The sequence below is a fragment of the Acidithiobacillus sp. genome (genome assembly GCF_027322205.1).
Lineage (GTDB): Bacteria > Pseudomonadota > Gammaproteobacteria > Acidithiobacillales > Acidithiobacillaceae > Acidithiobacillus.
Genome location: NZ_DAHVHY010000009.1, coordinates 1 through 19,381 on the forward strand (window position 1 = coordinate 1; position 19,381 = coordinate 19,381).

Sequence of the window (19,381 nt, forward strand, 5' to 3'; positions counted from 1 at the left end):
GGCGTGGTTAGCGCCCTTTCCGGTGGCCAGCGCAAACGGGTAGCCATCGCCGCCACACTCGTCGCTGATCCGGACCTGCTTTTTCTCGACGAACCCACCAACCATCTCGACCTGCCAGCGATTCTGGCGCTGGAGCAATCCCTGCTGCGCCATCGCGGCACACTGGTCTTCATCACCCACGACCGGCGTTTTCTCGACCGCCTGGCGACCCGCATTATTGAACTGGATCGCGGGATACTGCGTAGTTTTCCCGGCACTTTTGCCGCTTATCAAAGCCGCAAGGCCGAAGTTCTCGCCGCCGAAGCCGCCGCCGACAGCCGTCTGGAAGGGCAACTGGCGGAAGAGGAGGCTTGGCTGCGCCAGGGGGTCAAGGCCCGTGCCAAGCGCAACCAGGGCCGCCTGCGGCGTCTGGAGGGGCTGCGTGAGGAGCGCGCCAGCCGTCGCCAGCAGCAGGGGCAGGCCACCCTGCAAATCAGCACGGCAGACCGTTCCGGTGTACTCATTGCCGAACTGGATCATGTTTCTTTTGCCTATAAGGGGCATCCGGTCATTCGCGATTTTTCCACACGCATTGAACGCGGCGACCGGGTTGGCATTATCGGCCCCAATGGGGCGGGCAAGACGACGCTGCTGCGCCTGATCCTCGGTGAACTGGAGCCACGAGAGGGTACCATCCGCCGCGGCACCAAACAGGAGGTCGCCTACTTCGACCAGATGCGCGCCGCCCTCGACCCCGAGAGCCGGGTGCTAGACGCCATCGCCGATGGCAATGATTTCATCGAAATCAATGGCGAACGCCGTCATGTACTAAGTTATCTGCAAGACTTCCTTTTCCCACCCGGCCGCGCGCGGGGGCTGATAAAAGCGCTTTCTGGCGGCGAGCGCGCACGTCTGCTGCTCGCCCGCCTGTTTGCCCGCCCTGCTAACATCCTGGTACTGGATGAGCCCACCAACGACCTGGATCTGGAAACCCTGGAGATTTTGGAAGAGCGTTTACAGAGTTACGCTGGCACACTTTTTCTGATCTCCCATGACCGGGACTTTCTCGATAACGTGGTCACCCAGGTGATCGCCTTCGGGGAGGACGGGCAGATCAGTCAGAATGCGGGCGGCTACGAGGACTGGCTGCGCTGGCAGACGGAGTCCGGCGCCCGGGAAAGTCTACGGAGAGTAGCGGCGGTAAGGGTTCTGGCAAACGCGATGGCGGCAGGGGCAAAAAATCCGCCATGAGCTACAAGGAAACCCAGGAACTCGCCACCCTGCCCGTGCAAATTGAGGCGCTGGAGAAAGAACAGGGTGAAATCGCTGCCACGTTGGCCCTGCCGGAAACCTATCAGAACCCGGAGCGGCTGCGCGAGATGCAGGCCCGCGCTGATACCGTCAGCACCTCCCTGACGAAAGCCTATGGGCGCTGGGAGTCGCTGGAAGAAAAGGCAGCCGCCTTGGCCGCAGACTCCTAGGAAGAAGACTTCGGTGCGCGCCGCGCCTTGTCGCGCAGCAAAAAATGCAGCACCACACCGTCAATAATGGCCGGAACCAGGGTGGCGAGCAGGCCCACGGCCATGCTCATCCATGGTCCGGGCGGCACCCGCGGGTCAGGGACAAAACCCTGCCATTGCCAGGCTATCGCGGTCAGGTCATAAGCGATGATCAGCCCCGGAATCAGCAACAGACCATCCACAGCCAGCAGCACCAGCACCGCCAGCAGCACCAGCAGCACCAGACCTGCGCCTTTGATCAATTCACGCAGCCACTGCTGCAGCCAGTCGCGCGGCTCAGCCACGGTATACCCACAACAGAATATCTTTGCGCGGCAGGGTCACCGAAGCACCATTTTTGAAGTCCAGGATAGCACTAGGCCAGAAAGCCGTGACCGCAGAGCGCGGACTCACCCGATAGGCATCCGGCCAGTCAGGAGCGGCCGCTGCCTGATGCCCACCGACAACGATGGCGCGTGCCCCCGCTGCATCCACATAGATGTGCGCCACCGGGATGCGGGCAAAGGCTGCCGCCGCCAGCACCCCCAGCAGGATCACCGCGATACCTGCCGTAAGCACCCCCGCGACCCATTTATCCAGTCTACTCAATTGCCACCCCCCTCCGCCCAGATTTCTGCCTGAGTGGTCGTAATAGGATCATTCTTAGAAACACAGACCTTGCCTCCGCACCAGCGTGGTGCAATATTCAGATCTTCGAGGGCATGGCGCATGGTTACCCGAAACACCGGCGCTGACTCGACTCCGCCGAAATTCCAGTAGCGGGTACTTCCGCGCATGGTCACCGCCATCACCAGCTTCGGCGCAAAGCCCGGCGCAAAGCCGACAAAAGTGGCATTGGTCTTGTTCTTCAAAAAACCATCCTTGCCGTTGGCCATATTCGCAGTTCCCGTTTTGCCAGCCACCGCGTAGCCGGGAATGGCGGCAAGGATACCGGTGCCATTGGCCGCACAAACCCCTTCCAGCCAGTGCCGCAGGTGGGCGGCGATGCCTGCAGACATGATCCGCACGCGCTGCACCGGCTGCCCGGCGATCAACGTCGGGGTGACATGATAGCCTCCATTGGCGATGGCCGCATAACCCTCCGCCAATTGCAGAGTCGTCACGGACACCCCGTAGCCCAGCGCAATCGTGGCATGGCGCGCCTTATCCCAAGTCTGAGGCCGAGGAAGCACACCACCCGTAGCGCCCGCAAAGCCGAGATTCGGATCCTGACCGTAACCTGCCGCCCAGTACATGTCATAAATAGCCTGTGCGGGCGTCCGCAAAGCAATTTTAGCCGCACCAATGTCGCTGGAGTACTTGAGAATATGCGCCACGTTCAATTCATGGTGTACCACATCGTCGCGGATACAGAAACCGCCCACGGGCAGGCAGTGGGAGACATTGAAGCTCTGGTCCGGCTGGATGCTGCCCGTTTTAAGTGCCGCAGCCACCATAAACGGCTTCATGACTGAACCGGGCTCAAAGGCTTGATGTACGGCATTATTCACATAATCAGACGGGTCGCCGCAACCGTCGCGCGCGTTGGGATTACAGGAGGGCACGCTCGCCATGGCGAGAATCTGCCCGGTTTGCGCATCCATTACCACCGCCGAGCCATCTGTGGCACCGAAGTGCTTTTGCGCTGCCAGCAACGTCATGTAGGCCCAATACTGAATCTGCGGATTGATGGTCAAGTGCAGGTCGTGGCCGGGCGCTGGCGTCTGCCGCGCACCCAGAACATGAAGCACTTCGCCCTGCCCGTCCACCAGCACCGTTTCACTGCCCGCCTTACCCGATAACCATTGGTTGTAACCCCTCTCCAGCCCGGCGGCACCCTGATGATCCAGATGCACGAGGCCCAGCAGCGGTGTGGTTACCGCGCCAAGAGGATAATAGGTGCGGCTGGTTTTTTGCACATAGATACCGGGCACATGCAGTGCGTCCAGGGATTTACCCAACTGCGGCTGCACCTGACGCAGGATATAGGCGAAGCCTGACCCACCCGACCGCACCCGCGCCGCCAGAGTCTCTGGGCTGAGGTCCAGAGACTGCGCCACCTCGTTCCAGTCATTGCGGTGGGCATTGAAGAGACGCGGATCGGTCCAGATGGTCACCGCTGGCACATTTACCGCCAGTGCATCGCCGCTGCTCCCATAAATCACGCCCCGATCGGCGGGCAAAGGCCGCGTCTGCAAATAACGCATGCGCCCTTGGGCACGCAAATGATGGGTCCGCCACCATTGCAATTCCGTATCTCGCGCCAGCACCACCACCAGCCCCAGCAGAATGACGACAAGGAGCAATATCGCTCGCCAGCGCGGCAAAATGCGTTGCAAGCCTAGTCGTTCCGGTGGCATGCGCAGTTTCTCAGCACTTTTCTTGGGTCTGCTGCGTTCAGTGTGGCACCCCCATCCCATGCGCGGACTGACGATGAATCGTTTGCAGCCAGGAAACAGCTGGGGCATAACCCGGATTAGCTCGCAGCAACTGCAACAAAGTGATCTCTGCCGCATGCTGTTCGCCTGCTCGCCATTGGGTCAGGGCGATCTCCATCTGCAGATCACTGCGCGGGTAGGGGAAAAGCGGCCGCTGCAACCCCGCCCTTAAAAAGGCCACCCCCTCTTTGATTTGACCCTGATCCACATAGGCCAATTGGGCGATTTTATTGCGCAGGCCAACACTTTCGGGATTGATGGCCAACCCCTTACGCCAAGCCAGCAAAGCCTGCTGATCCCTGTGCTTTCTATCGAAACCGAGCAGGGCACCCTGCTCCAGATAGAGCGTTCCGATGGAATTCCATACCCCCGACTGCTGCGGAATCCCCACCAGACTCTGGTGGTATTGACCGAGCGCCGCCATCACCAGGGAACGGCGGTGTGCGGCATCCGGCGGCGTCTCACTGTTCGCGAGAGTCAGGTAAGTATTGGCCAGATACACATGGGGTTGTGTCGCCAGAGGACGCACCAGGGTCAACACATCCGCCGCCTTGAGCAAAAATAAGGCCCGCCGGTTCGGATTCGTGATCACCCGATTGAGCCAGCCATTATCGCTCAGCAGGGCAAAAGTCGCGCCATCAGCGACCAAATTCCAGGAAGCTACCACTATGGCCAACACCAGGAGCGACTGAGCAATGAATCCATGGTCAATGCCGATTCGTGGCAATAAGGGCGCAGTCTCACCCTGAACACCGTAGATACGCCATGCGCGCGCCAGAAAAAGTCCCGCCAGCAGGCTAAGGGGGAAATTATAAAAAATAAAGTTCCCTAACGCATGACCGGTGATAGCAAAAACCCCCAACACCAGACCCAAAGCCGACAAGCGACGTTCATCCGTCACCTGCAGGACCTTGCCCGCGTGGTACAACAGGCGGTACAACGCATACATAAGGATCGCCGCAAAACCCAGGAGAAAACCCAGATTGATAAGTCCACCTTCGGCCAGGTACTCCAGATAGTCATTGTGGGCGTAAGTACCGGCCGAGGCGAGTTCGTCGGGCAGGCGATATGCGGGATAATTCAGAAAATAGGACCCAATCCCTGTGCCCAACCAGGGATGGCTGAGGAACATGTGCCAAGTGGCCACCCACATCAATCCTCTAGATATCGTATTGATATTGCTGTAGATATATCCTGGAGCAAGATGCCCGATCAGATTAAAACCATGGGCATAATCCATCAGCAATAGAGCAATGAAGGCGATACCGAAAATCAGCACAAAGCGCGAACGCGCTGCGGGCTGTCGCCACAGACCCCAGATGGCAAAAGGCATGGTACAAGCCCAGGCCAGAAGTCCGCCGCGGCTATTGGTAGAGAAGAAGGCAAGGAGCAGCAGCGTCAGCGTCAGCAGATAAAACAAAGCTACCGGGTTGGCACCGCCACTCAAAAAGCGGGTGCGGCGGCGACCATCCTGTACAAAATAGACGGCAAGGGTCGGGAAAAACAGCAGATTCAGCCAGGCGGCGAAACTGTTGGTATCCAACAGTGGGCCGTAAGGCCGCAGATTGACCAGAATAATTCCTTGTCCCATCCACTGGTAATACTGCCAGAGGGCCATGCCGCTTAGTATCCAGGCACTGGCTAGTGCGCCCCGCCACAGCCAAAGCCAGAACTGTTCCGCAATGGGCTCTGGAATCATCACACTGATGAGAAATACCAACGGCAGGGAACCCAGCACCCAAAAATAGAACCAACTACTATAAGGCGACCCGCTCCAGAACAGGGTCAGACCAAACCACACTAGCCAGAGCAACATAAAAACCGGCAGGAAACCGCGGGGCCAGGGTAGTCCCTCACGCAAACGTGGCCACCAGACCAAGGCACCCCAGATCATCAGAACGATACTGGTAATGGCCAGCAGCGGAATCAACTGCCCGTTGTAATACCAGGAAAGTCCATAAGCGATGAGAGCAAAGGTGGCATAGAGCCCGGCTCGGAAAGAGGGTATGGTAGGATTCACTGGTCGTCTCCGGCATGTTGTGGACAACGGTAATCGCCATCACCCCGACAGACCGCCGCACGAATGGAAAGATGCCGGTTGCAACGCGTGCAACACACCAAACGATCCATAGCGGAGACTTTCGGATGGCGGCATTTCTGGCGCCAGCCATAAAACAGGATCACAGCAAACGCTGCGAGAATAAGCCACTTCAGCATCGGCAAACACACCCGCATGATGCCAAGGCGCCCCTATTTCCTATACAGGCGCATCGACCAGGAAAACTACAAGACCGTTACCAAACGACTACGAAAAAGGCCCGACAATGCGGGCCTTTCCTCAATTGGTCGGGGCGAGAGGATTCGAACCTCCGACATCCGCCTCCCGAAGGCGGCGCTCTACCAGGCTGAGCCACGCCCCGATAACATATCTTCAAAAGTCACGCCGCACAGCAAATGCTGCCAAAAAAGCCAAGGCTTCTTTCTCCACACTGCCTGGGAATCCAGACAGATAAGCAATAGCCTGATCCGCCTTTTCCTCCGCGACGCGCAAAGTGTAATCAATTGCCCCTGTTCTGGCAATAATTTCCCAGACTGGTTCAAAGATGGCTGGCGCATCACCGCAAAGTGCTTCACGCAGAATGGCCTGTTCTGCCACCGTAGCATGCTGCATGGCATGGATGTAGGGTAGGGTCGCCTTGCCATCGGCAAGATCATCACCCCGATTCTTACCCATTTTCTCGACACTGGTGGAGTAATCCAGGGCATCATCCATCAGTTGAAAAGCGATACCGAGCAAGGAACCGTATTGCGCCAACGCCTTTTCCGCGGCAGCATCCAGATTATTTACCAAGGCCCCAATACGCGCTGCCGCCTCAAAAAGCTTGGCGGTCTTGGCCTTGATCACTGAGAAATATGCCCCAGGACTCAGATCGGAGTCATTGGCATTCTCCAGTTGTGCGACCTCACCCTGGGCAATAACGCTGGTAGCCTCTGCCATGGTGGCGAGGATACGCATATCGCCGTCCTGTACCATCATCTCGAAGGCTCGAGCATAAAGAAAATCTCCGACAAGCACGGCGGCGGCATTACCCCAGAGTTGATTAGCCGTCGCGTTACTGCGCCGCAGTTCGGATCCATCGACCACATCATCATGCAGCAACGTGGCCGTATGGATGAACTCCACGACTGCAGCCAGCGGGATCGGACGCGGACCACGTTCACCGCCCATACGCGCGGCCAGTAGCAGAACGATGGGCCGCAGCCTTTTGCCGCCGGCATTGATCAGGTAAGTGCCCATGGCCGGGATAGTCGGCACCCCGGAACGCAGTTGCTCTTGGATGACGCTGTTTACCGCCGCCATATCGGACCGCACAAGGCGGTTGACTTCCTCCAAATCCATGATGCCCTGCTGCCCCCTGTCCCTGCATCAGCACCTGCTCCACACCAGAAGGTGCAAGCTTGCGGCCGCAGGCGATTGTCGTTAGCACGGCATAAACTTGTCAAGCGCAGTTATTAGCGATCTGTGGTAGCACCGGATAATCCGGCGGGAATCTCCAAATGGCGTGACTGGGCCAACTGCCGTAAAGTCTCAGGGTCGCCGTTCCACTGCGCCAGCACGCTCCACAAAGGATGTGGCCCCAGATCGATGCCGGCCCGCAGCATGCGCTCGCGCAAAGTTTTACCCCCGGTTCTCACCGCAAGAAACAGCAGAATCAATGCATTGAGATAGTCCTCAATACGATGTTGCTGATGGGTAACACGCAAGAGTTCGGCATAGAGAGGCAGGCGTTGCGGCTCATGCGCAATAGCCCGCTGCAATACCGCCATACCATAGGCAGGATCAGGGTTGCGGGACACCAGCGCCAGCGCCATCTCTGCGGTCATGGCCGTTTCCGATGCCTGCGCCTGCGCTTGAGGTATCGGCACCGCCATCCCCACCTTCTCAGCCAGCACCAGCAGTTCGAGATTGCCCGGATCCTGCGCCAACCCGGTATCCACGCGTTCTTTCCACCACGCCTCATTCATGGGCGCCGCGCCCGGCTTCTCTCCCAGACCTTCAAGCAGCTCGGCATAACTATCGATGTCTGCCATCGCCAGGTAGGCATCCAGAAGCCTGTTGATCGCCTTGGTCTCATGGGGGTTAAGGTCTACGTACCAGCGTAAAACCGTAGCCGCCTGGGCATAGTGTCCATATTCCATATAAATAATGGCTTCATTGAGAAGGTCGTCAATGCTGAGCGCTTGCTGTTCGGCGCCGCCGGTAGTAACGGATGGAGCAACCGCTTCTACACCGGATAGTTCCAATCGAATCTGCGGTGCGTTCGCGGTCGCTGCCAAACGCGCCGATGAGGGGACTGGCGCGCTGCTTTTATTCGGTATACGTCGTCGACGTGCGCGCAGGCGGACAAAAACTTCCGCCAATAGCAGCAGGACCACCACGATTTCCAATAGTAGCATTACACCTTGCATAGACACCTCAATCTCGACCAAACTCCCCAAACACACCCTTTTTATCAGTATACAAGGGAGTTTTAGTCGAAAGCCCCGGATTCGCCAGAAGCAGCTTTGGTGCTGTCGTCCATACCCAACTCTCTGAGCTTGCGGGTGAGTGTATTGCGCCCCCACCCGAGCTTGTGCGCGGCGTCCTGCTTATGGCCACGGGTATGTTGCAGGGCTGCTTCCAGCAGACAGCGCTCGAACTGCGGCTGAATCTTGTCCAACAAAGACTCTTCGCCGTCAGCGAGGCGCTGCCGTACTATACCCCCCAGCAGCAGACGCCAATCCTGGACGTTCGAGTCCTGCGGCACGGCAGACGGCGCCGGCGCGGCCATTTCCGGCGGCAAATCTGTCACCTGAACCTCGCTGGTAGGTGCCATCACGGTAATCCAGCGACAGACATTCTCCAACTGGCGAACATTGCCTGGCCAATACCAATTCATGAAAGCGAACTCCGCTGCCGGACTCAATACCTTGCGCTCGACATCCAACTGCTCCGCACTGCGACGGAGAAAATGGCGGGCCAGGCGCGGGATATCTTCACGCCGCTCCCGCATGGGTGGGAGGTGGATGTGGATGACGTTGAGACGGTGGTAGAGATCTTCCCGAAAACTACCGTCGCGCACCTTGGCTTCGAGATTCTGGTGGGTCGCGGCGAGAACGCGGACATCCGCACGTTGGGGCGCATGGCCACCGACCCGGTAGAAGGTGCCGTCGGAGAGCACCCGTAGCAGCCGCGTCTGCAGGGCGGCGGGCATATCGCCAATTTCATCGAGAAAGAGGGTACCCCCGGAAGCCTGCTCAAAGCGACCCTGCCGGGTCTGCACCGCCCCGGTAAAAGCGCCCTTTTCATGGCCGAAAAGTTCCGATTCCAGCAATTCGGCGGGAATAGCCGCCGTGTTGATGGCGATGAAGGGTCCGTGCGCGCGGGGACTGTGTCTATGCAGAGCACTGGCCACCAGTTCCTTGCCTGCCCCCGACTCGCCGGTAATAAGCACGTTGATCTGTGAGCGCGACAGACGACCGATGGCACGGAACACCTCCTGCATGGCCGGAGCTTCGCCAATCATTTCCGTCGGATCGCTCTCCTCAACACTCGCGGCGCTCGGCTCTGCCTGACTGCCAAGAGCGCGCCGCACCAGAACAACGGCCTCGTCCATATCAAACGGTTTAGGCAGATATTCAAAAGCCCCGCTCTGAAAAGCGGCGACGGCATTGTCGAGATCGGAGTGCGCTGTCATCACGATTACCGGCAGTTTTGGCCAACGCGATTGCACTTCGCGCAGGAAGGCCAGCCCATCCAGGCCCGGCATGCGCAGATCGGTGACGATGGCTTCCGGCTGCTCGCGCCCCAGTGCCCGCAGGGCACTGTCGGCCTCGACAAAACTGCGTACCGGGATATCAGCCTGGGTCAGCGCTTTCTCTAACACCCAGCGAATTGAAGGGTCATCATCAATAATCCAGACCTGTCTCATGCGAAGGTCTCCCGGTGCGTTGACAGAGGCAGAGAAACGGAAAATACCGTTTCCCCGGGTTGCGAGTGGCAATGAACCACCCCGCCATGCCCGCGTACCAATCCCTGGACGATAGCGAGCCCCATCCCCATGCCCTCAGCACGACTGGTGACCAGCGGCAAAAAAATCCGGGGCAACAGGTCTGGAGGGATTCCCGGGCCGCTATCGACTACATCCACACGCAGCGCCAGGCGAAACTTGTGATGCAAGAGGGTAACGTAGCGTTCGACCCGGGTACGAATCAGGATCGTGCCGTGGCGGTCCAGCGCCTGCTGGGCGTTACGCATTAAGTTCAGAAAAACTTGCACCAGTTGCTCCTGATCGGCCAAAATATCGGGGATAGAGGGATCGTAATCGAAACGCAGGGAAATACCCGTGGGCAATTCCGCGTTCAGCAGCCGACGCACATGTTCAAGTACCTGATGGATATTCACCTCGGCAAAAACCGGGCGGCTGCGGGGTCCTTGCAGGCGATCCACCAGATGATGGAGACGATCCACCTCATGGAGAATGACCCGTGTGTAATCCTTCAGTTCAGGGCGCTGCAGTTCACGCTCCAGGAGTTGCGCGGCCCCGCGCAAGCCGCCGAGGGGATTCTTGATTTCGTGGGCGAGGCCACGCAACATCTCCTGGGCGACGCCATAGATACGATCCTGCATTTCCTCCTCGGCATGACGTGCCGGCAGCTCCATTGGCCGCATTTCCAGAATGAGGCCGTCCGTTGGCGCGGGAGTCACCACCAAATCCACTACTGCACTACCGCCCTCACTCAGCACCAAAGACAAAGCCCTGCGCAGTATCGCCGTGTTTGCCGTAGCGGCATCCGCAAAAAGTGTGGCGAAGCGCTCATCACCGACGATACTGCAAAGTGCCGATAAGGCCTGTCCCAGCGCCTGGTGCTGGCTAACGCGCAGCAGATTTTCGGCGGCAGGATTCATATAACGAATGTGGTAACCACTCCCCAGAACCAGTACCGCCGATTCCAGAGCATCCAGCACCATATTCTCTGTGGGCAGAGTGATTATGCTTTTACGGCGCACCATGCAAGCTCCGATTTTGTGATTCACCAAACAGGCTCTATGCCCAGTCAAGCAAAAAGCGCACCAGCTCATCAGGGAGGCAACACCCCTCACATCGGCATACCACTTGGCACTACTCAGTTCTTCAACACCAACACGGACCCGCAGTCACTGTGCGGCGATCCATCGCCAACCACCGATTGCACCATAATAGTGCACTTCTGACAGATTACCTAGCGCCTCCTGGAGGCAGGCAAGGTCCATACTTCCCAAAGGCATCATTTTCAGCGAATATCGTGAATCCATGTCGCCGGGCTTACAGGAACATGCCATGACCTATTGCCTCACCGCTCATGTCGCAGAGGGCCTGATTTTTTGCTCCGACTCGCGGACCAATGCAGGTACCGACAATGTCAGCATCTACTCTAAAATGCACAATTTCTGCTGGCCCGGAGACCGCTTTCTCTGCCTGCTTTCGGCGGGCAACCTGGCGACCACCCAGGGCGTGGTCAAGCGGATGCAGCAGGATATTGATCAGGACGCCGAAACCCATCTGCTCAATCTGACCAGCATGGCGGAGGCGGCGGATTATGTCGGCCTCATCAATGCGGAGGTACAGCGTAACCAGGCCAACCGCGACACCGCCAACACCAACTTTGAGGCGACTTTCATCCTCGGTGGACAGATCGGGACCAAGGTCCCGGCCACCTACATGATTTACCCGCAGGGCAATTACATCCATGAATCCTCGGACCATCCTTTTCTGCAAATCGGTGAAATCAAATATGGCAAGCCGATTCTGGACCGGGTCATCAGCCCCGAACTCTCGCTGGAGGCGGCGGCACGCTGTGCGCTGGTTTCCATGAACTCTACCATGCGTAGTAATGTCACTGTGGGTCCGCCGGTGGAGTTGCTCATTTATCGCACCAACAGCCTACGGGCAGGGCGTTATCTGACAATGTCCGAGGATGACCCCTTCTACCGGAGCATCGGCGACCGCTGGAGTCAGGGATTGCTGAAAGCACTGGATGATCTGCCGCACTTTGCCTGGGAGATCTCTGACACCCCGCTGGCCTAAGCTCCGGAAATGCGGGTGAATCCTGTTTCATGCACCAAATGTGAACCTTATGCACCGCTATAGTGCAAACGTACTTCCCCGCTCAAATGCGAGTTGATACGAAGGCCGCAGATTCAGGACCCCGTCAAGGCGCACAGCAGACACAAGTAGCCGATGACCAGGCTCACCGATCAGAATAGCGTTATCACAGAGATCAGGAAAAATCGGAGACTACCCGACCAGAATTTGGCACAAGTTTTGCTCAAACCTCTCCAATGACTATAGCGCGGCCCGATCCACCATACGGACGAGGACGCCGTTTCACCGCCATATCAGGAACGTGAGCGTGCATCACGCGAAGGGGAGAAAAGGCTTATGGATTGGCTGAGCACGCATTATCAGCAGCAGATCGCCTATGATGAACTGGTGGGCGAAGGCGGCATTCCGCGCCTGGCTGCAGCCCCGCTGTTTGATTACCTCGGCACCCTGGACAGCAGCGAATTGCTCGCCCGTCGGCAGGCCGCAGATGCTGCCATCCTCGCCATGGGTATCACCTTCACCGTGTACAGCGAGGCTGGCAATATCGACCGCGCCTGGCCCTTCGATATCATTCCCCGCATCATGCCGCAACGGGAATGGGTGCGCATTGAAGAGGGGCTCAAGCAACGCTTACGAGCCCTCAACCTCTTTATCGACGACCTGTATAACGAGCAGCGTATTGTCGCCGACGGCGTTTTCCCCGCCGAGGTACTGGCCAGCTCCCGCAATTTCCGGGACGCCTGTCGGGGCGTGCATCCGCCTTTGGGGGTCTGGGCGCACATCTGCGGCAGCGATCTGGTGCGCGATGCCGACGGCACGGTCTATGTGTTGGAGGACAATCTACGGGTTCCCTCCGGTGTCTCTTACATGCTGGAGAACCGGCAAATCATGAAGCGGCTCTTTCCAGAGCTCTTCAAGTCCTCCATCATCCTGCCGGTGGATGACTACCCCAACCGGCTCTACGAAACGCTCGCTGCCCTGTCCCCGCGCGAGGGGGAGCGACCCGTCGTGGCGGTGCTCACCCCTGGCATCTACAACTCGGCCTACTTCGAGCATAGTTATCTGGCACAGCAGATGGGTGCCTATCTGGCGGAAGGCGCGGACTTTTTCGTCGGCAACGACGATGTCGTTTATCTCAAGACAATCTCCGGACCACAGCGGGTGGATGTGATCTACCGGCGTATCGACGACGATTATCTCGATCCCGAAGTCTTTCTCCCCGACTCCGCCCTTGGCGTTCCCGGGCTGCTGGGCGCCTGGCGACGCGGCACGGTCGCCATCGCCAATGCCCCCGGTGCCGGGGTCGCCGATGACAAGGTGGTGTATGCCTTCGTGCCCGAGATCATCCGCTATTATCTGGATGTCGATCCCATCCTGCCCAACGTACCAACCTACCTGTGCATGCGCGATGCGGACCGCGACTACGTACTGAATCACCTGGATGAACTGGTGGTCAAACCGGCCAATGAGTCGGGTGGTTACGGCATGCTCATCGGACCGCGCGCCACGCCGGAAGAGCGGGTACGCTTCGCGGAACTGATCATCGCCAATCCGCGCAATTATATCGCCCAACCCACGCTGAATCTTTCCACCGCACCGACTTTGGTGGACGATCACCTGGAACCCCGTCACCTGGACTTGCGCCCGTTTATTCTGCAGGCCGACAAAATGTACGTGACCACCGGCGGCCTGACCCGGGTGGCCATGCAACCCGGCTCGCTGGTGGTGAACAGCTCCCAGGGCGGCGGCAGCAAAGACACCTGGATTGTCGATGAGGAGGCTCCATGCTTTCGCGAGTAGCTGAAAACCTGTACTGGATGGCCCGCTATCTGGAGCGGACCGAAGACATGGCCCGGCTGATCAATGCCACCACGCTGCTGTTGCTCGACCTGCCCCAGGGCGCCGAGTTCGGCTGGGACATCCTCTTGCAGGTGACGGGCGACGCCGAACTCTACACGGAGCACTACGGCACGCCGGAGGAAGGCCGCATCATGCGATTTCTCATCGCCGACGAGCGCAACCCCAACTCGGTGATGGCCGCCATCCATCAGGCCCGGGAGAACTGCCGCACCTTTCGCGACCTGCTCCCCGCCGAGTTCTGGGAGCGTCTGAACACCCTCTTCCTCTTCGTCCGTGAACATGCCGGTGCCAGCTCGGACAGCCGCCATGCGCGTTACGCCTTTCTCAGCGAGGTCATTTCCCGACGCCATGCCCTGGTGGGCCTGCTCATCAGCAGCATGAGCCAGGACAATGTGTACCAGTTCATCAAGCTGGGTCGCAACATGGAACGCGCCGACATGACCACGCGCATTGTTGACGTGACCAGCGCCGTGATCCTGCCCCAGGATCACGGCCTGCAGAAAACGACCGGGACCAGTCTCTGGCTGGGCGTATTGCGGGCCCTGAGCGCTTTTGAGATGTACCGTCGCCATGTTTCCGTGCAGGTGCGCAGCAATCAGGTGGTGGACTATCTGCTCAAGGACGGCAAGTTTCCGCGCAGCATGAAATATTGCCTGGGCGAGATGGAGGTGGCACTGGCGCACCTGCCCAACGCGGGCACCCCCGCCGAGGCGGTGCGCCGAGCACGGCGGCGCCTGGATGCCCTGAAGCTCGCCAACCTGCGCCCGGACCTGTTGCACGAATACCTCGATCAGGCGCAGAAAGACCTGGCCATGGTCCACCGCACCATTCAAGGCACCTACTTCGCCCGCGATGCTTCGGGGCTTCGGGCTTCGATGGCATGCCTAAGGGACTGCGTTTGAGCACCATACAAGCCTGACGGAAAACACGGCACCTACTTCACCTCCAGAGGGAATCATCATGGGTATCCATGTCGTCCTGCACCACCAGACCGAGTATGACTTTGATCGCCTGGTGCAGATCCACCCCCATGTACTGCGCCTGCGCCCGGCACCCCATTGCCGGACGCCGATTCTCGCCTACTCGCTCAACGTCGAACCGACCAGGCACTTTCTCAACTGGCAACAGGACCCTTTCGGCAATTATCAGGGGCGCTTGGTCTTTCCGGAGCGCGCGCATTCGCTCAAGGTGGATGTGGAGGTCATCGCCGACCTGACAGTGATAGATCCCTTTGATTTTTTTATAGAGCCTGCGGCAGAACACTGGCCTTTTCATTACGATCCGGCGCTCCGCAAAGATCTGGCACCCTACCTGGAGCGGGAGGAGGCAGGCCCGTTAATGCAGCGTTTTCTGCTCGACATCAAGCGCCGTCGTCAGCGCACCGTGGATTTCCTCGTTGCCGTTAACCAGCGACTGCAGGGGCACATCGGCTATACCCTGCGCATGGAGGTCGGGGTACAAACCCCGGAAGAAACCCTGCAAAAAGCCAGCGGCTCCTGTCGCGACACCGCCTGGCTGCTGGTGCAGGTGCTCCGCCACATGGGTCTCGCCGCCCGCTTCGTGTCCGGCTATCTGGTGCAACTGGTGGCTGATCAGGCGCCACTGGACGGACCGTCAGGTCCAGCCAGCGATTTCACCGATCTCCACGCCTGGGTGGAGGTTTATGTCCCGGGCGCCGGCTGGATCGGTCTCGATCCTACCTCCGGACTGTTTGCCAGCGAGGGGCACATCCCGCTGGCCTGCACCCCGCATTATGAAAGCGCCGCCCCCATTACCGGCGCCACTGATCCCTGCAAGGTGGAATTCCACTTCGCCAACTCCGTCAACCGTCTGTCGGAGACTCCGCGCGTCACCAAACCCTACACCGATATGCAATGGAAGCACATCATGGCCTTGGGCAATGCGGTAGACATCCGCCTGCAGGCCACCGACATGCGCCTCACCATGGGCGGCGAGCCCACTTTCGTGGCCAGCGAAGGGGTAGATGACCCCGAATGGAATCAGGAAGCCCTCGGCGACCGCAAGCGGGAACGCGCCGAGAAGTTGGCGCAGCGCCTCGGCGCACGCTTCGCGCCGGGCGCGCTGCGGCATACCGGTGAAGGCAAATGGTACCCCGGCGAGCCCCTGCCGCGCTGGGCACTTGGCCTCTACTGGCGCAAGGATGGTATTCCCTTGTGGCACGAACCCCGACTGCTCGCCGATCCACTGCACGACTACGGCTGGCAGGCGGATGATGTCCACAACTTCGCCTGCGCCCTAGCCCGCCACCTGCAGCTCGACAGCAACCGCCTGCTGCCCGCTTACGAAGATGCCTGGCATCTCCTGCATCAGGAAGGCCGCACTCCGGTTAATATTGATCTCAGCACCCATCGCTTAGATGACCCGCTGGAACGCCAGGCGCTGATCGGCAAATTGCAGGCCGGACTCGACCACCCGGTGGGCTGGGTGCTCCCCCTCGCCTGGGAATGGCGCCAGCAGCGCTGGTACTCGGCGCCCTGGAGTTTCCGGGGCGGGCGGCTGGTGCTGCTGCCTGGCGACTCGCCGCTGGGTATGCGCCTGCCCCTCGACAGCCTGCCCTGGGTCGTCGAAGCCCATAAAAAATGGCAGCCGGAGAGTGACCCCTTCGCGCCGATGCAGCCATTGCCGGATATCCACGGCGAAATCGCCGCGCGCTACAGCCATGTCCCCGAAGCGCCGCCATCGCCCACGGCGGACCAGCCGCTCTGGGAGGAGATCCCCCATACCGCAGTCACCGTGGAAATCCGCAAAGGCTGTCTGTACTGCTTCTTCCCGCCCTTGCAGGTGACAGAACACTATCTGTACCTGCTCAGTGCGGTCGAACACAGCGCCGCCGAACTCAATATGCCGGTGATCATCGAAGGCTATCCGCCACCCAGCGATCCGCGAGTGGAAAAACTGCTCGTCACCCCCGACCCTGGCGTCATCGAAGTCAACATCCATCCCTCGGCACACTGGCCGGAGATGGTGGAAAAGACCACAGCCATCTACGAAGAGGCTCACGCCTGCCGCTTGACCGCCGAAAAGTTCATGCTCGATGGCCGACATACCGGCACCGGCGGCGGCAATCACATGACCCTCGGCGGTGCCACCCCCGGTGATAGTCCCTTTTTACGCCGTCCTGACCTGCTGCAAAGCCTCATCACCTACTGGCAGCACCATCCGGCCCTGTCCTATTTTTTCAGCGGCATGTTCATCGGCCCCACCAGTCAATCACCACGGGTGGATGAGGCGCGCCATGAGGCACTTTACGAGCTGGAGATCGCCTTTGCTCAGGTGCCGCCCGGTATCGTGCCGCAGCCGTGGCTGGTAGACCGTATTTTCCGCAATCTGCTGGTGGACATTACCGGCAACACCCACCGCGCCGAGATCTGCATCGACAAGCTCTATTCACCGACCGGGACTGCCGGTCGCCAGGGACTGGTGGAACTACGTGCCTTCGAGATGCCACCCCACGCCCGCATGAGCCTGGTACAGCAATTACTGGTGCGCAGCCTCCTGCTGCGCTTCTGGGAAGCCCCCTATCGTCATGAACTGGTGCGCTGGGGGACCACGCTGCATGACCGTTTCATGCTGCCCCATTATGTCTGGGAGGATCTCCGCGACGTTTGCGCGGATCTGCAGGAACACGGCGTTGCTTTTGATCTCGAATGGCTGGCGCCTTTCTCAGAATTCCGTTTTCCGCAGCACGGCCATGTCCGGGTCGGCGAGATCGACATCGAACTGCGTGCCGCCATCGAACCCTGGCATGTTCTCGGAGAAGAGATGTCGGGCAGCGGCACGGCGCGCTACGTGGATTCCTCGATTGAACGACTGCAGGTGCGGGTGACGGGTATGACCCCGGGGCGCCATGTGCTCGCCTGCAACGGACGGTGGGTGCCGCTGCGGGCCACCCGTGCCCATGATGAGCAGGTGGCCGGGGTACGCTATCGCGCCTGGCAGCCGCCGTCCGCGCTGCACCCCACCATTCCGGTGCATACGCCACTGACTTTTGATCTGATCGACACCTGGAACGGGCGTAGCGTGGGCGGCTGCACCTACCATGTCATGCATCCCGGCGGACGTAATTCAGAGGTCTTTCCGGTCAACGCCTGGGAAGCGGAGGCACGACGGCAGAGCCGCTTCACCACCACCGGGCACGGTCAGGGTCCGCAGCCGGATGCAATCCTGCAGGGCTCCGGAGAGAGCCTCTTCGTGCCCGTCGGCGGTGGTGAACATCCCTGGCAACCACCTTATGAAGAGAATCAGCCGGATTATCCCCACACCCTGGATCTGCGCTTGGCTGAGCACTATTCCTGCCGCTGATCCTTATGCTGCAGCAACAAGACCTCTGCCCGCGCGCCGAGATACACATAGACACCCAACGCGACCATCAGAGCGGCGGCGGCAAGTAGCAACACCACCGCCAGCCACAAATGTTGCGGGGCATCCAGGGCAAATTTGAAAACCAGCATCAATCCCTCAATAGACACCGCAATCAATATGGCGGCGATAAAACGGGTCAGGGTACGCCGGGTGGTACTGTGGCGACGAATGTCCTTACGGAGCAGCACCTCCTCTTCAAAAATGGTCTTCGCCAGGTCGAATACCGCCAAAGCCAGCGTAAAGAGGATGGTTGCCTGAAAAGGGGCGGCAAAGTCTCCCGGAGAAGCTGCCGCGGACCATACCGGCCCCAGCGACAACACCGCGTGCAGGCCCAAAGCCATGCTCACCGCCAGTAATCCCAATGAAAACAAAATGTAAAAAACCTTAAAATAGGGTTCAAAACCACGGCGAATATCGTCCTCTTCCAGCAGGGCAAGGGCGCGATCGAACTCACTGTCAGCCACCACCATACCCAGCAGTTTGCCACTTTCATCACGAATCGGGGCGGCGGCAGTCACACAAATATGGCCATTGGCAGAAGAAAGATAAGGCTCGGTGAGTATCGGGCTAGTCGCCTCCAGCGTCAGCCGGTAATACGGCCGGTGACTACGGTCCACACCTTCCCCACCCTGCGTATTACGCCGACGGGAGGCAGCGACATTATCCCCAATCTGCAATCCTTCCGCATTGAGCAGATAGCAAAGGTCCAGGAAAGGATGTCGGGCAATGAGACAGGCCAGTTTTTGTCGTTGTGCCTCACGGCCCTGCTGCAACAGTAGCGGACTGGCTACCGCATCGACGACTCCACCCAATAAAGCTGAGAGATCTTTGCGCACTTCACGAAAATGCTCGAAGCGATTCATAGGGGTCACCTGTCGGATCGGGGTTTGGAAATATGCCGGGAATGCATGTCCGCAATACAGCAAAGGGCGTGCCAAACAAGGCTGAAATCAGTTTTTCCATGCATTTTGGTAAAAGCGCAGTACCATATCTCAGAATCTGGCACACTTTCTGCTTTATAAACCATGATCATGGTCATATGATCACTCCTCCTCAAGTGGCTTCCAGGGCGGCTCTTCCGCCCTTTTTTTCTATC

14 protein-coding genes, 1 tRNA gene and 2 pseudogenes are annotated in these 19,381 nt (G+C 59.2%); 7 read left to right on the top strand and 10 right to left on the bottom strand.

Annotated elements, in window-relative coordinates:
• Positions 1-3: 3 nt before the first annotated feature.
• The 3 genes and pseudogenes from M7F93_RS12025 to M7F93_RS02720 form a co-directional block, all read left to right on the top strand.
• Positions 4-384 (top strand): annotated as a pseudogene (locus tag M7F93_RS12025) (ATP-binding cassette domain-containing protein); the annotation flags it as partial.
• A 198-nt stretch (positions 385-582) separates the two neighbouring features.
• Positions 583-1,230: pseudogene (locus M7F93_RS12030) on the top strand (ATP-binding cassette domain-containing protein); the annotation flags it as partial.
• Positions 1,227-1,460: an ABC transporter C-terminal domain-containing protein gene (locus M7F93_RS02720; RefSeq protein ID WP_298168678.1), complete on the top strand. Its 234-nt coding sequence runs from the start codon at positions 1,227-1,229 to the stop codon at positions 1,458-1,460. The pseudogene M7F93_RS12030 and the gene M7F93_RS02720, both read left to right, overlap by 4 nt.
• Here M7F93_RS02720 and M7F93_RS02725 read toward each other — a convergent pair.
• The 9 genes from M7F93_RS02725 to glnL all read right to left on the bottom strand — a co-directional run bounded on the left by M7F93_RS02725 (position 1,457) and on the right by glnL (position 10,970).
• On the bottom strand, positions 1,457-1,783 hold the full coding sequence (locus M7F93_RS02725) for a hypothetical protein (protein ID WP_298168681.1): 327 nt from the start codon (positions 1,781-1,783) through the stop codon (positions 1,457-1,459). The genes M7F93_RS02720 and M7F93_RS02725 overlap by 4 nt on opposite strands.
• Positions 1,776-2,087 carry a hypothetical protein gene (locus M7F93_RS02730; protein ID WP_298168687.1) on the bottom strand — a complete coding sequence of 104 codons (312 nt, stop codon included), beginning with the start codon at positions 2,085-2,087 and terminating at the stop codon, positions 1,776-1,778. Before M7F93_RS02730 ends, M7F93_RS02725 begins: the two co-directional genes overlap by 8 nt.
• A complete protein-coding gene (locus M7F93_RS02735) occupies positions 2,084-3,838 on the bottom strand; it encodes a peptidoglycan D,D-transpeptidase FtsI family protein (protein WP_298168690.1) in 1,755 nt (584 codons plus the stop codon). The genes M7F93_RS02730 and M7F93_RS02735 overlap by 4 nt, the downstream gene beginning before the upstream one ends.
• Positions 3,839-3,875: 37 nt before the next feature.
• The gene (locus M7F93_RS02740) at positions 3,876-5,936 is read right to left on the bottom strand and encodes an O-antigen ligase family protein (RefSeq protein WP_298168693.1); all 2,061 of its coding nucleotides are present in this window, start codon (positions 5,934-5,936) and stop codon (positions 3,876-3,878) included.
• Between the two features lie 323 nt (positions 5,937-6,259).
• Positions 6,260-6,336, bottom strand: a tRNA-Pro gene (locus M7F93_RS02745).
• 11 nt (positions 6,337-6,347) lie between these two features.
• Entirely contained in the window at positions 6,348-7,316 is a 969-nt protein-coding gene (locus M7F93_RS02750) for a polyprenyl synthetase family protein (protein WP_298168696.1), read from the bottom strand.
• Positions 7,317-7,429: 113 nt separating this feature from the next.
• On the bottom strand, positions 7,430-8,374 hold the full coding sequence (locus M7F93_RS02755) for a tetratricopeptide repeat protein (RefSeq protein ID WP_298168699.1): 945 nt from the start codon (positions 8,372-8,374) through the stop codon (positions 7,430-7,432).
• 74 nt (positions 8,375-8,448) lie between these two features.
• Entirely contained in the window at positions 8,449-9,888 is a 1,440-nt protein-coding gene (gene ntrC, locus M7F93_RS02760) for a nitrogen regulation protein NR(I) (protein ID WP_298168702.1), read from the bottom strand.
• Positions 9,885-10,970 (bottom strand): nitrogen regulation protein NR(II), encoded by a 1,086-nt coding sequence (glnL, locus tag M7F93_RS02765; protein WP_298168707.1) that lies wholly within the window; start codon positions 10,968-10,970, stop codon positions 9,885-9,887. Before glnL ends, ntrC begins: the two co-directional genes overlap by 4 nt.
• Before the next feature lie 307 nt (positions 10,971-11,277).
• On the opposite strand from glnL, the gene M7F93_RS02770 reads away from it, so the two are divergent.
• The 4 genes from M7F93_RS02770 (at position 11,278) to M7F93_RS02785 (ending at position 18,225) form a co-directional block, all read left to right on the top strand.
• Positions 11,278-12,024 carry a proteasome-type protease gene (locus M7F93_RS02770; protein WP_298168709.1) on the top strand — a complete coding sequence of 249 codons (747 nt, stop codon included), beginning with the start codon at positions 11,278-11,280 and terminating at the stop codon, positions 12,022-12,024.
• A gap of 354 nt (positions 12,025-12,378) precedes the next feature.
• A complete protein-coding gene (locus M7F93_RS02775; RefSeq protein ID WP_298168712.1) occupies positions 12,379-13,842 on the top strand; it encodes a circularly permuted type 2 ATP-grasp protein in 1,464 nt (487 codons plus the stop codon).
• On the top strand, positions 13,827-14,804 hold the full coding sequence (locus M7F93_RS02780) for an alpha-E domain-containing protein (RefSeq protein WP_298168714.1): 978 nt from the start codon (positions 13,827-13,829) through the stop codon (positions 14,802-14,804). The genes M7F93_RS02775 and M7F93_RS02780 overlap by 16 nt, the downstream gene beginning before the upstream one ends.
• A 58-nt stretch (positions 14,805-14,862) precedes the next feature.
• Positions 14,863-18,225, top strand: a complete 3,363-nt coding sequence (locus M7F93_RS02785; RefSeq protein ID WP_298168717.1) for a transglutaminase family protein — start codon at positions 14,863-14,865, stop codon at positions 18,223-18,225.
• Here the strand turns inward: M7F93_RS02785 and M7F93_RS02790 are convergent.
• Positions 18,210-19,148, bottom strand: coding sequence for a PDC sensor domain-containing protein (locus tag M7F93_RS02790; protein WP_298168720.1), 939 nt, complete (start codon positions 19,146-19,148; stop codon positions 18,210-18,212). The genes M7F93_RS02785 and M7F93_RS02790 overlap by 16 nt on opposite strands.
• Between the last annotated feature and the right edge of the window lie 233 nt (positions 19,149-19,381).